This is a genomic window from Sphingomonas sp. 179-A 2A2 NHS (assembly GCF_045371305.1).
Taxonomy (GTDB): Bacteria; Pseudomonadota; Alphaproteobacteria; order Sphingomonadales; family Sphingomonadaceae; genus Sphingomonas.
On record NZ_JBIQDE010000004.1, the window covers coordinates 15,723 to 28,636 of the forward strand.

8 protein-coding genes are annotated in these 12,914 nt (G+C 67.8%); 7 read left to right on the forward strand and 1 reads right to left on the reverse strand.

Annotation, left to right across the window (positions count from 1 at the left end; genetic code table 11):
- Positions 1 to 116 precede the first annotated feature (116 nt).
- Genes otsB through ACH0AE_RS09455 form a run of 4 tightly spaced genes read left to right on the forward strand, consistent with a single transcriptional unit; the run spans position 117 to position 6,142 of the window.
- A complete protein-coding gene (gene otsB / locus ACH0AE_RS09440; RefSeq protein WP_294444590.1) occupies positions 117 to 854 on the forward strand; it encodes a trehalose-phosphatase in 738 nt (245 codons plus the stop codon).
- Complete coding sequence (locus ACH0AE_RS09445) at positions 851 to 2,647, forward strand: glycoside hydrolase family 15 protein (protein ID WP_406875689.1); 1,797 nt, start codon at positions 851 to 853, stop codon at positions 2,645 to 2,647. Before otsB ends, ACH0AE_RS09445 begins: the two co-directional genes overlap by 4 nt.
- Positions 2,644 to 4,032: a trehalose-6-phosphate synthase gene (locus ACH0AE_RS09450; RefSeq protein ID WP_294445216.1), complete on the forward strand. Its 1,389-nt coding sequence runs from the start codon at positions 2,644 to 2,646 to the stop codon at positions 4,030 to 4,032. Before ACH0AE_RS09445 ends, ACH0AE_RS09450 begins: the two co-directional genes overlap by 4 nt.
- A gap of 55 nt (positions 4,033 to 4,087) precedes the next feature.
- Positions 4,088 to 6,142 carry a TonB-dependent receptor gene (locus tag ACH0AE_RS09455; protein WP_406875691.1) on the forward strand — a complete coding sequence of 685 codons (2,055 nt, stop codon included), beginning with the start codon at positions 4,088 to 4,090 and terminating at the stop codon, positions 6,140 to 6,142.
- A gap of 76 nt (positions 6,143 to 6,218) precedes the next feature.
- Here the strand turns inward: ACH0AE_RS09455 and ACH0AE_RS09460 are convergent, their stop codons facing one another.
- The gene (locus ACH0AE_RS09460) at positions 6,219 to 6,833 is read right to left on the reverse strand and encodes a TetR/AcrR family transcriptional regulator (protein WP_406875692.1); all 615 of its coding nucleotides are present in this window, start codon (positions 6,831 to 6,833) and stop codon (positions 6,219 to 6,221) included.
- A 116-nt stretch (positions 6,834 to 6,949) separates the two neighbouring features.
- Between ACH0AE_RS09460 and ACH0AE_RS09465 the strand changes: the two genes are divergently transcribed.
- Genes ACH0AE_RS09465 through ACH0AE_RS09475 form a run of 3 tightly spaced genes read left to right on the forward strand, consistent with a single transcriptional unit; the run spans position 6,950 to position 12,906 of the window.
- A complete protein-coding gene (locus ACH0AE_RS09465; RefSeq protein ID WP_406875693.1) occupies positions 6,950 to 8,188 on the forward strand; it encodes an efflux RND transporter periplasmic adaptor subunit in 1,239 nt (412 codons plus the stop codon).
- A 6-nt stretch (positions 8,189 to 8,194) separates the two neighbouring features.
- Positions 8,195 to 11,389 (forward strand): efflux RND transporter permease subunit, encoded by a 3,195-nt coding sequence (locus ACH0AE_RS09470; RefSeq protein ID WP_294444449.1) that lies wholly within the window; start codon positions 8,195 to 8,197, stop codon positions 11,387 to 11,389.
- A complete protein-coding gene (locus tag ACH0AE_RS09475) occupies positions 11,386 to 12,906 on the forward strand; it encodes an efflux transporter outer membrane subunit (RefSeq protein WP_294444450.1) in 1,521 nt (506 codons plus the stop codon). The genes ACH0AE_RS09470 and ACH0AE_RS09475 overlap by 4 nt, the downstream gene beginning before the upstream one ends.
- Positions 12,907 to 12,914 lie beyond the last annotated feature (8 nt).

Sequence of the window (12,914 nt, forward strand, 5' to 3'; positions counted from 1 at the left end):
ACGGTAGTGCCTTGCCCGCCAAACCATACGCCGATCCCTTCCTGGCGGAGCGCGAGAAGCTGGCGCTTGGTTGATCGGCCATTTCGCTCCCGCCGCGGCCATCCTAAGGGCGCGGCATGACTGATGCCCTGCTGCCCCCGCCGTCGCTCGAACCCGCCCGGCACTGCCTGCTGCTCGATTTCGACGGCACGCTCGTCGATCTGGTCGATCGTCCCGACGGGGTCGTCGTCGATGCCCCGCTGGTTGATCTCCTGTGTCGCCTGCGCGGAACTTTTGCCGGCCGAATTGCCTTAGTCAGTGGGCGGTCGATCGCGCAGGTCGATGCGTTCCTAGGGGAAAAGGTGCCCGGGATCGCGGTGGTCGGCAGCCACGGGGCGGAGCTGCGTATCGGCGATGCGCTGATCGTGCCGGATCGGCCGGCTGCGCTGGTCGATGCGGAGCAGGCGCTGCGTGACGAATTCAGGGGGGACGACAGGGTAGTGATCGAGGTGAAATCGCTGGGGGTCGCAGCGCATTACCGGATGGCGCCGCAGCATGAAGCCGCCGCGCGGCATCTGGTGACGGAATATGCCGGTGCCGACGGCCTCGTGGTGCAGGACGGCAAGATGATGGTCGAGCTGCGCGTCGGCGGTCAGGACAAGGGAAGCGGGATCAACGCGCTGCTCGATCACGCGCCATTCGCCGGCCACGTGCCCGTCTTCGCGGGAGACGATGTGACGGACGAGGCAGGGTTCGTCGCAGTCGCCGATCACGGCGGCATCGGCGTGCTGGTCGGCGCCGAACGGCCCACCGCCGCGCGCTATCGCCTCGATGACGTCGCGGCCGTGCGGCGCTGGCTGGGGGAGGCGGCATGACCGCGACGCTCGATCTCTGGCCGATCGGCAATTGTCAGGTCTCCGCGCTGGTCGATCGCGCCGGCCGCTTCGTGTGGGGCTGCACGCCGCGCGTCGACGGGGATCCAGCCTTCTGCTCGCTGCTCGACGATAAGCCACCCGCCGGCGAGGACGCCTATGGCTTCTGGGAGATCGACATCGATCAGCCTGCCAAGGTCAGCCAGCGGTACAAGCGCAACACCCCGATCCTCGTCACCCGGCACGAGGACGTGCACGGCAATGCGATCGAGGTGACCGACTTCTGCCCGCGCTTCCATCGGACCGGCCGGATGTACCGCCCGGTCGCGTTCGTGCGCATCGTCCGCCCCGTCGCGGGCAGCCCGCGCATCCGCGTTCGCCTGCGCCCGGCGGTGGACTGGGGCAAGGCGCGGCCGGAAACGACGCGCGGTTCGAACCACATCCGCTATCTCCTCGACGATAGCGTCATGCGCCTGTCCACGACGGCGCCGGTCGGCTGGATCGAGGACGAGCGGCTGTTCCGCGTCGAACGCCCGCTGCACTTCTTCCTCGGGCCGGACGAAAGCTTTTCGCAGGATATCCCGGCCGCGCTCGAGAACATGCTCGATCGCACGACGGAGGAATGGCGCCACTGGGTACGCGGCCTCGCCACGCCGCCGGAATGGCAGGAAGCGGTGATCCGCTCGGCGATCACGCTGAAGCTGTGCCAGCATGAGGAAACCGGCGCGATCGTCGCGGCGCTCACCACCTCCATCCCCGAACATGCCGGATCTCAGCGCAACTGGGATTATCGTTACTGCTGGGTGCGCGACGCTTATTACACCGTCCAGGCATTGAACCGCCTGGGCGCGCTCGATGTGCTGGAGGGCTATCTCGAGTATCTCCGCAACATCGTCGACAACGCCACCGGCGGCCATATCCAGCCGCTGTACGGCGTCGGCGGCGAAGCGACGCTGATCGAACGCGAGGCGCCCGCGCTGAACGGCTATCGCGGAATGGGCCCGGTGCGCGTCGGCAACCAGGCCTATGAGCAGGTCCAGCACGACGCCTATGGCCAGATCGTCCTGTCGAACGCCCAGGCCTTCTTCGACCACCGCCTGCTGCGCATCGCCGGGCGCGACGATTTCAAGGCGCTGGAGCCGGTCGGCGAACGCGCGTGGGAGAAGTTCGACCAGCCCGACGCCGGCCTGTGGGAGCTTCGCACCAAGAGCCACGTCCACACCTATTCGGCCGCGATGTGCTGGGCCGCGTGTGACCGGCTGGCGAACGCTGCCGGCGCGCTTGGTCTTGGCGATCGCCAGATGTTCTGGCGCGATCGCGCGGATCGCATGCGCGTGCGCATCGAGGAAGCGGCATGGCGGCCGGAGAGCGATCGCATGTCCGCGACGTTCGGCGGCGACGATCTCGACGCCAGCCTGCTTCAGCTGCTCGACCTGCGCTTCCTCGCGCCGGACGATCCCCGCTTCCGCTCGACGCTCGACGCCTGCGAGGCAGGGCTGCGGCGCGGGTCGCACATGCTGCGCTACGCGACCGAGGATGACTTCGGCCTGCCGCATACCGCTTTTAACGTCTGCACCTTCTGGTTGATCGAGGCGCTGCATTTCACCGGGCGAGACGCGGATGCGCGCGAATTGTTCGAGGAGATGCTGTCGCGCTGTACCCCCGCCGGCCTGTTGTCGGAGGATATTGATCCGGTGACCGGCGAGTTGTGGGGCAATTACCCGCAAACCTATTCGCTGGTCGGCATGATCAACTGCGCGGTGCTGCTGAGCCAGCCGTGGAGTGCCTTCCGTTGAGCCGCCTGATCGTCATCTCCAATCGCGTTTCCGCCCCCACGAAGGAACAGCCCACCGCCCAGGGCGGCCTCGCCGTCGCGCTGACCGCCGCGTTGCGCGAGGCGGAGGGGATCTGGTTCGGCTGGTCGGGCGAAACGGGCGAGACCGGCGAGCTGAAGTTCGAAACCTACGCCGGCGTCACCTCCGCCACGATCGACCTGCCGGAGCAGGACGTGGAGGAATATTACGAGGGCTATGCGAACCGCACCCTCTGGCCGCTGTTCCACTATCGCCTCGGCCTCACCGAGTTCGAACGCGATTTCCAGGGCGGCTACGAACGGGTGAACCAGCTGTTCGCGGACGTGATCAGCCCGCATGTCGAGCCCGAAGACCTCATCTGGGTCCACGATTACCACATGATCCCGCTTGGCTGGCTGATGCGTCAGCGCGGGGTGTCGAACCGGCTGGGCTTCTTCCTCCACATCCCCTGGCCGCCGACCGATCTCCTCGTCGCCCTGCCTGATCATCGCCGCATGGTGGAGGCGCTGTTCGCCTATGACGTGATCGGCTTCCACACGCGCGAGTGGCTGGAAACCTTTCATGACTATGTGGTGCGCGAGATGGGCGGCTCGGTCGGGCCGGACGATCTCGTCACCGTTGGCGGGCGGACGATCCGCGCGATCGCCTGCCCGATCGGCATCGACGCGCGCGAGTTCATCTCTGCCGCGCGCGGCGACGCGGCCACCGCCACCTATGAGCGGATGATGCAGAGCGCGGACGGGCGCGCGCTGCTCGTCGGTGTCGACCGGCTGGATTATTCCAAGGGCATCGAAGAACGCTTCAACGGCTACCAGCGCTTCCTCGAAACCCGGCCCGAGGAGCGTGCCAAAGTGACGCTCCTGCAGATCGCGCCGCCGTCCCGCGCCACGGTGCAGACCTATCAGGATATCCGCAACACGCTCGATGCCCTGTCCGGGCGCATCAACGGTGCCTTCGCCGATATCGACTGGGTGCCGCTTCGCTACGTCAACCGCGGCTTGCCGCGCGACGTCCTCGCCGGCGTTTACCGCGCCGCGCGCATCGGCCTCGTCACGCCGCTTCGCGACGGGATGAACCTCGTCGCCAAGGAATTCGTCGCCGCGCAGGATCCGGAGGATCCCGGCGTGCTGATCCTGTCCCGCTTTGCCGGCGCCGCCGCCCAGCTGGAGGGCGCGCTGCTGGTGAACCCCTACAGCCCGGACGAGATCGCCGACGCGATCGCGCGTGCGCTTTCCATGTCCCGCGAGGAGCGGATCGAACGCTGGCAGCCGATGTTCGAGAATGTCCGCGATCATGACGTGATCTGGTGGCGCAAACGCTTCACCAACGCGCTCGCCGCCGTGCAGCCGACCGAGCAATTCGCCTGAGCAACCCGTGACATGCGGGTTGCGCCGGCCCGCCTACCCAACCCATAGGCGGGCGATGATCCGCCTGTCCTCCGCCGCGCTCGGCGCCGTATTCCTGTCCACCACCGCGCTGGCGCAAAGCGGGCCGGATATCGTCGTTACCGGCCGTGGCCTCGACGAGCGGGCAGGGGATCGCACGGCGGACGTCGTCACGATCGATGCCGATCGGATCACGGCCAACGCCAGTGACCGGCTGGAAAGCGTGCTCGCCGATGTCGCCGGCCTGCAGCAGTTCCGCCGCTCCGATTCGCGCTCCGCCAACCCGACGAGCCAGGGCATCTCGCTGCGTGGCATCGGTGGCAATGCCTCCAGCCGGGCGCTGCTGGTGCTGGACGGTGTGCCGCAGGCCGATCCGTTCGGCGGCTGGGTGCCGTTCCCGGCCTATGCCACCGATCGCATCGGCAGGGTCCGCGTCACGCGCGGCGGCGGCAGCGGCTATTTCGGTCCGGGCGCGCTCGCCGGCACCGTGGAGCTCGAAAGCGCCGATCCGCGTGATCGCCCCGCCCTGATGGGTAGCCTCGCGTACGGCAGCCGCGATTCGGTCGAGGCGCAAGGCTCGGGCACTTTCCTCTCCGGGCCGGGCTTCGCGACCGTCTCGGCAGCGTACGCCCGCGGCGACGGCTTCATCCCGACGGTGGCGGAGGACCGCGGCCCCGCCGATCGCCCGGCGCCCTACGAACAGGCGTCGGCCGCGATCCGCGGCGTCATTGCCGTTGCCCCGGACACCGAATTGCAGGCAAACCTCAGCGCATTCACCGATACGCGCGACCGCGGGACGGACTTCACGCGCAACCGCAGCGAAGGCGCCGACGCCAGCCTCCGCCTCGTCGGCCGCGGCGACTGGGGCTTTTCGGCGCTCGCCTATCTGCAGACGCGCGCCTTCGCCTCGCAGTTTGCCAGCCTCTCTGCCGGCCGCACCACCGCAACGCAGACGCTCGACCAGTACAACACGCCCGCCACCGGCCTCGGCGCTCGCGTCGAACTGGTGCCACCGGTGGGCGAGGGGCGGGAGCTGCGCATCGGCGCCGATGTCCGCGACGTGACCGGGCGGACGCAGGAGAATTACACCTTTGTCGCTGGCGAGCCGACCCGCCGCCGCGTGGCGGGGGGCAGCAGCCGCACTTTGGGCCTCTTCGCCGATGCCAGCGCGGAGGCAGGCGCCCTCACGCTGACGCTCGGCGGCCGGATCGATCGCTGGCGGATCACCGATGGCCGCCTCGATGAATATACGATCGCGACGCTCGCCCCGCTAACTGACGTTAGCTACGCCGATCGCAAGGGGACCGAATGGACCGGCCGGGCCGGCGCTGCCTTTGCCGCCAGCGACGCGGTGACGCTGCGGGTGAGCGGCTATCGCGGCTGGCGCCTGCCGACCTTGAACGAGCTGTATCGTCCGTTTCGTGTCGGCGCGGACGCGGTCGTTGCCAATGCCGCGCTCGCGCCTGAACGGCTGACCGGGGTGGACGGCGGTGTGACGATCACGCCGGCCGCCAACGTGTCGCTCGCCGCCACCGTGTTCTGGAACCGGCTGAAGGGCGCAATATCGAACGTCACCGCCGGCCGCGGGCCGGGCAATTTCCCGGGCGTCGGCTTCGTCGGCGCGGGCGGCGTCTATCGTGTGCGGCAGAATCTGGACGCGATCCGCTCGACCGGCTTCGAGCTAGACGCGAACTGGTCGTCGGGGCCCGTCTTCGCGATCGCGTCGTGGAGCCATGTCGATCCGCGCGTCGAGGCGTCCGGCGCGGCCGCGCCGCTCGATGGCCTTCGCCCGGCGCAGACGCCGCGCGATCTGGTTTCCGCGACGCTCGGCTTGCGGCAGGATGCGCTGACGGTGTCGGCAACCGTGCGCCATTCGGCGCGCCAGTTCGAAGACGATCAGAACAGCCGCAGCCTGGTGCCGGCCACCACGCTCGACGGCTATCTGGCGCTGCCGATCACCCGTGCGCTGGCGATCGAGGCGCGCGGCGAGAACCTCTTCGACGAGCGGGTGGAGGCCGGCATCAGCGGCGCCGACATCATCGAACGCGCCATGCCACGCACGCTTTGGATCGGCCTGCGCTTCCGTAGCTGAGGCCCGTCACCCCAAGCCCGATCCGGGTGACGCCGTTTCTCTCTTCAGATAGTCACGTGGGGGACGCGCAGCCAGCTCACGGTGCCGCGCGAAGCTCCTCGATCGTCGCATCGATGCAGTGCATCAGCCCATCGATCGCCGCATCACTAGGCTGGTCGACCGCGGTCAGCCGTCGCTGGAACACGCCGGCGGCGACGGTGTGGATCATCTCCGCCACCTGCTCGATCCGCTCCGATGGCGCGGCTGGCCCGGCCAGCACGCGCAACGCCGCGGTCAGCTTCCCGCGCATGCCGTCGTGCAGGGTGCGGACGATCTCCGCGATCCGCTGGTTGCGTGATGCCTCGGCCATGATCTCGGCCACCAGGCGGCCGCCTTCCGGGTCCGCGCAAGTGACGAATCGCGTGATCCAGTCGTGGACGGCGGCGGCATCGCCCTTTGCGCCCGCTTCGCACAGGCCGCCCTCGGACAGGAACTCCTCCAGATCGCGAGTCACGATCTCGGCGACGATCGCCTCCTTGTTGGCAAAGTCGCGATAGATCTGGCCGACGGCCACGCCGGAGGCGTGCGCGATCTGCGCAATGCCGGTGGCATGGAACCATTCGCCTTGAAAGCCGTTCTCGCCGCTTGGATTACCTTTTCGCGTCGAGCGGTGGCACGCCCGGCGCGCGCATTTTGCGTTGAGGGGCAGCACACGGTGATGTCAAAATCTCCTCTGTCGCTTCTTTTGTCGCTTCTTGACGCGTGCGCCTGTTCGCAGTAGCAAAAAACGTGAGTGAACGATCACTCACAATAATCACAGAGAATCGCATGTCTTTCAAGAGGGTCGCGCTTTCGGCGCTGATGCTGGCGCCGTTGGTGGCGTGCGGGCAAGGTAACGATGCGCAACAACAGCAACAGCAGGGGCCCGCTGAGGTTGGCGTTGTAACCGTTACCAGCCAGCCGGTGACGCTCACGACGGTTCTGCCGGGTCGTACGTCCGCGTACGAGACGTCGGAGGTCCGCCCGCAGGTCAACGGCATCATCATCGAACGCCTGTTCCGCGAAGGCGACATGGTGAAGCGCGGCCAGCCGCTCTTCCGTATCGATCCTCAGCCCTATGTCACCGCGGTCGCCAGCGCGCGCGCCTCGCTCGCCCGTGCCCGCGCGGCGATCGCGTCGAGCAGCGCGCTGCAGCGGCGCTACGGCGAACTGGTCAAGATCAACGCGATCGCCCGGCAGGATTACGAGAACGCGATCACGTCGGCGCAGCAGGCGCAGGCCGATGTTGCCGCGCAGCAGGCCGCGCTTCGCTCCGCCCAGATCGATCTGGAGCGCACCACCGTTCGCGCGCCGATCTCGGGCCGCATCGGCACTGCCGTCGCCACGACCGGCGCCTTGGTCACCTCCGGTCAGGCCAGCGCGCTGACCACGATCCAGCGGCTCAACCCGATCTATGTCGACGTGCCCCAGTCCAGCGCCGATCTCCTTCGCCTGCGTCAGCAGATCGCGGCGGGCGATCTCGCCCGCGGCGGCGGCGCGGCGCGCGTCCGGCTGCGCCTGGAGGACGGGTCGATCTACCCGATCGAGGGCCGATTGCTCTTCACCGACGTCAGCGTCGATCCGGCCACGGGCACGCAGACGATTCGCGCGATCTTCGATAATCCGCAGGGGCTGCTGCTCCCGGGCATGTACGTCCGCGCCGAACTGATCGAGGGGACGCAGGAGAACGGCATCCTCGTGCCTCAGCGCGCCGTCTCGCGTGACGAGCAGGGCCGCGCCACGGTGCTGGTCGTCGGCAAGGACAGCAAGCTTGAGCCGCGCGTCCTTTCCACCTCGCGTACCATTGGTGAGGACTGGCTGGTCACCAGCGGCCTGAAACCGGGCGACAAGGTCGTGGTCGAGGGCGCGATGATGCTCCGCCCCGGCATGCCGGTGAAGCCGTTCGCCTGGAGCCCTAACGCAAAGCCCGCCGGTGGCGCGCCCGGTGCGCCCGGCGGCGCCCAGCAACAACAGGGCGGCCAGCCCCAGGGTCAGGCCAGCAACCAGGCCCAGGCGCAGGCGAAGTAACCCCAGATGTCACGCTATTTCATCGATCGCCCCATCTTCGCATGGGTGATCGCGATCGTCCTGATGCTGGCTGGCGCCATCGCCATCCGCTCGCTCCCGGTCGCGCAGTTCCCGGAGATCGCGCCGCCCGCGGTGTCGATCACCGCGACCTATCCCGGCGCCGACGCGGAGACGCTCGAGCGGACGACGACCCAGATCATCGAGCAGCAGCTGCGCGGCATCGACAACCTGCGCTACTTCTCCTCCTCGTCGTCCTCGGCCGGCATCCTCACCATCACGCTGACGTTCGAGCAGGGCACCGATCCTGACATCGCGCAGGTGCAGGTGCAGAACAAGATCCAGGCCGCGACGCCGCTGCTGCCGCAGGAAGTGCAGCAGCAGGGGCTTCAGGTGCAGAAGTCCGCGGCGAGTTTCCTCGTCATCGTCGGCCTCTATTCGCAGGATGAATCGCACAGCGCGACCGATCTTGCCGACATGGTCGTCTCGCGCCTGCAGGATCCCGTCAGCCGCGTCACCGGCGTTGGCGAACTCCAGGTGTTCGGCGCGCAATATGCGATGCGCATCTGGGTCGATCCGCTCAAGCTCAACAATTACCAGCTGACGATCGCGGACGTGCAGAACGCCGTGCGCGCCCAGAACGCGCAGGTTTCGGCGGGCCAGATCGGCGCGCAGCCAGCGCCCAAGGAGCAGATGCTGAACGCGACCGTCTCGGTACAGTCGCGCCTCCAGACGCCCGAACAGTTCGGCGCGATCCGCATCAAGACGTCGCAGGACGGCGCGATTGTGCGCCTGCGGGACGTCGCCCGGGTCGAGCTCGGCGCGGAAAACTACGGCTTCGATGCGCGCTACAACGGCAAGCCCGCCTCGGGCTTCGGCGTCCGCCTCGCTGCCGGCGCCAACGCGCTCGACACCGTCGAGGCGGTGAAGGCGCGGGTGGAGGAGATCGCCAAGAGCTTCCCGTCCGACGTCAAGGTCGTCTACCCATACGATACCACGCCGTTCGTCCGCCTGTCGGTCGAGCAGGTCGTCCACACGCTGATCGAGGCGGTGGTCCTCGTCTTCCTCGTCATGTTCCTGTTCCTGCAGAACTGGCGGGCGACGATCATCCCGACCATCGCGGTGCCGGTCGTGCTGCTCGGCACCTTCGCGGTGATGGCGATCGCGGGTTATTCGATCAACACGCTCACCCTGTTCGGCATGGTGCTCGCCATCGGCCTGTTGGTCGACGACGCGATCGTCGTGGTGGAGAATGTCGAGCGCCTGATCGTCGACGAGGGGCTCAGTCCCAAGGACGCCGCGCGAAAGTCGATGGACGAGATCTCCGGCGCGCTCATCGGCATCGGCATGGTGCTGTCCGCGGTGTTCCTGCCGATGGCCTTCTTCGGCGGATCCACCGGCGTCATCTATCGCCAGTTCTCGATCACGATCGTCTCGGCGATGGTGCTCTCGGTGCTGGTCGCCTTGATCCTGACCCCGGCGCTTGCCGCGACGATCCTGAAGCCGCACGATCCGAACAAGAACCAGGGCAACGGGATCTTCGCCCGCTTCTTCCGCTGGTTCAACGACAAGTTCGATCGCGGCCAGGCGAAATACGAACGCGGGGTGCGCAAGACGGCGCGCAACTGGAAGCGCTCGATGCTCGTCTATCTGCTGATCGTCGGCGGCATGGTCGTGCTCTTCGCGCGCCTGCCCAGCGCCTTCCTTCCCGACGAGGATCAGGGCACCGTGATCGCGCTGGTGCAGGGCCCCGCCGGCGCCACCACCTCGCGCACCGAAAAGGGCCTGCAACTCGTCCGCAACTACTTCCTGTCCCAGCCGGGCGTGGAGGCGGTGTTCACAGTCAACGGCTTCAGCTTCGCCGGCCAGGGCCAGAATGCCGGCCTTGCCTTCGTGAACCTGAAGCCGTGGGACGAGCGCAAGGGTGGCGAGAACAGCGCCCAGGCAATCGCCGCCGCCGCGATGGGCCCGTTCTCGCAGTATAAGGACGGCATGATCTTCGCCCTGGTGCCGCCCGCGGTGCAGGAGCTCGGCAATGCCACCGGCTTCGACGCGCAGCTCGTCGACGTCGGCAACATCGGCCACGCGAAGCTGACGCAGGCGCGAAACATGCTGCTCGGCATGGCCGCGCAGGATCCGCGCGTCGCGCAGGTCCGCCCGCTCAGCCTGGAGGACGCGCCCAGCCTCAAGGTCGATGTCGATGAGGACAAGGCGCGCGCGCTTGGCCTCGATCTCGGCCAGATCAACTCGACGATCGCGACCGCGCTTGGCGGCTCGTACATCAACGACTTCATCGATCGCGGCCGCGTGAAGCGCGTCTATGTGCAGGCGGACGAGCCCTATCGCATGCGCCCCGAAGACATCGGCTCCTTCTACGTGCGCGGTGACAATGGACAGATGGCGCCGTTCAACGCCTTCTCGAAGCTGGAATGGACCAACGCGCCGGTCCAGCTGACCCGCTACAACGGCCAGCCGGCGATGCAGCTGCAGGGTTCGCCCGGGCGCGGCGTCAGCACCGGTACGGCGATGGAAGCAATGCAGGAAATGCAGGCCAAGCTGCCGCCCGGCACGCAGCTCGAATGGACCGGCCTTTCCTATGAGGAGCGGCTGTCGGGCGGCCAGGCACCGGCGCTCTATGCCCTGTCGCTGCTGATCGTGTTCCTTTGCCTTGCCGCGCTGTACGAAAGCTGGTCGGTCCCGATCTCGGTCATCATGGTGGTGCCGCTCGGCGTCATCGGTGCGCTGCTCGCGGCGGCGATGACCGGGCTCAACAACGACATCTATCTGCAGGTCGGTCTCATCACCACGATCGGCGTGTCAGCGAAGAACGCGATCCTCATCGTCGAATTTGCGGAGGAACGGATTGCCGAAGGCATGAAGCCGTTCGACGCCGCCGTGGAGGCAGCCAAGCTGCGCTTGCGTCCGATCCTGATGACCAGCCTTGCATTCATCTTCGGCGTGCTCCCGCTTGCCTTGTCGAGCGGCGCGGGCGCCGGTGGCCAGCATGCGATCGGTCGCTCGGTCGTCGGCGGCATGTTCAGCGCCACCGTGCTGGCGATCTTCCTGGTCCCGATGTTCTTCGTCGTGATCGCGCGGCTGTTCGGCCACGGTAAGGGCGACGATGCCGAGGGCAACGATCCGCAGCCGCACAATTACCCACCGTTGCGGGAGCAGGACGAGGGTCCGGCGCCGCAGGGAGCATGATTACGATGAAGCGCCGTTCCCTCCTTGCGCCCCTGGCGTTCGCGACTGCCCTGTCGGGGTGCAACCTCGCGCCGAAGTACGTGCGCCCGGTCGGCGCCGTCCCGGCGACTCTGCCGGAAGGCGGCGTCTATCCGCGCGCCGCCACCGACGTGCCGGACATCACGGCGGTCGGCTGGCGCGACTTCTTCGTCGATCCGCGCCTGCGGCAGGTGATCGAGACCGGCCTCGCCAACAATCGTGATCTGCGTGTCGCCGCGGCGAACGTGCTTCAGGCGCGCGCGCAATATCGCGTCCAGCGATCCGATCTCGTGCCCACCACCTCGCTCTCGGGCGGCGCGACCTACACCAACAACATCTTCGGCGCCCAAGGTGCCGGGGCGGGCGCGGGTGGCGGCACCGGCGCTGGCGGCGGCACTGGTGCCGGCGGCGGAGTGGGCGGCGGGGTCGGCGCAGGGGCGGGCGCTGGCGCGGCGACCGGCGGTTCGTCCGATCTCAGCATCTACACCGCCAATCTCGGCTTTTCGGCCTTCGAACTTGATCTGTTCGGCCGCGTCCGCAACCTGAGCCAGGCCGCGCTCGAGCAGTATTTCGCCTCGGAAGAGGCGCAGCGGTCGGCCCGGATCAGCCTGATCGCGGAAATCGCCACCGCGTGGCTCACGCTGGCGGCGGATCAGGAACAGCTGCGAATCAGCCGTGAAACGCTGAAGGCTTTCCAGCAGTCGCTGGACCTTACCCGCGCGCAATTCCGCATCGGCGTCGCGTCGGAGCTTGCCGCGCGGCAGGCGGAAACCAACTATCAGGCCGCCCGCAACGACATTGCCGTGCTCGAAACGCGCGTGGCGCAGGATCAGAATGCGCTGAACCTCCTCGCCGGCACCACCATTCCGGCCGATCAGCTGCCCGGCGGCCTCGGCGCCGAGACGCCGACGCGTGACGCGCTGCCCGGCAACCTTTCCTCCGAAGTGCTGCTGCGCCGTCCGGACGTGCTCCAGGCGGAACACCAGCTCATCGCGCAGAACGCCAACATCGGTGCCGCGCGCGCCGCCTTCTTCCCGCGCATATCGCTGACGGCGGCGATCGGCACCATCTCCACCGCGCTGTCCGGCCTCTTCGGCAGCGGCAGCTTCACCTATTCGGGCAGCCCGCAGGTTGCGCTGCCGCTATTTGATGGCGGTCGTAACGCGGGCAACCTCGAATATGCCCGCGCGTCTCAGCAGGCGGCGGTCGCCACCTACGAACGCGCGATCCAGAACGCCTTCCGCGAAGTGTCCGATGCGCTGGCGCAGCGTGGCACGATCGAGGAACAGGTTGCAGCGCAGACCGCGCGGGCAGAGGCGGCACAGGTCGCCGCTCGCCTCTCGGACGCGCGCTACCGCGCCGGGGTCGATTCATTCCTCGTCGCACTGGATGCGCAGCGCACGTCCTATGCGGCGCAGCAACAGCTGGTGACGACCCGTCAGGCACGCGCGACGAACCTTGTGGAGCTTTACCGGGCGCTCGGCGGCGGCCTCAACTGAGCGGCTTG

Coding starts and splice junctions, on each gene's coding strand:
- otsB (WP_294444590.1), top strand. CDS start 117: ATGACTGATGCCCTGCTGCCCCCGCCGTCGCTCGAACCCGCCCGGCAC.
- ACH0AE_RS09445 (WP_406875689.1), top strand. CDS start 851: ATGACCGCGACGCTCGATCTCTGGCCGATCGGCAATTGTCAGGTCTCC.
- ACH0AE_RS09475 (WP_294444450.1), top strand. CDS start 11,386: ATGATTACGATGAAGCGCCGTTCCCTCCTTGCGCCCCTGGCGTTCGCG.
- ACH0AE_RS09470 (WP_294444449.1), top strand. CDS start 8,195: ATGTCACGCTATTTCATCGATCGCCCCATCTTCGCATGGGTGATCGCG.
- ACH0AE_RS09465 (WP_406875693.1), top strand. CDS start 6,950: ATGTCTTTCAAGAGGGTCGCGCTTTCGGCGCTGATGCTGGCGCCGTTG.
- ACH0AE_RS09455 (WP_406875691.1), top strand. CDS start 4,088: ATGATCCGCCTGTCCTCCGCCGCGCTCGGCGCCGTATTCCTGTCCACC.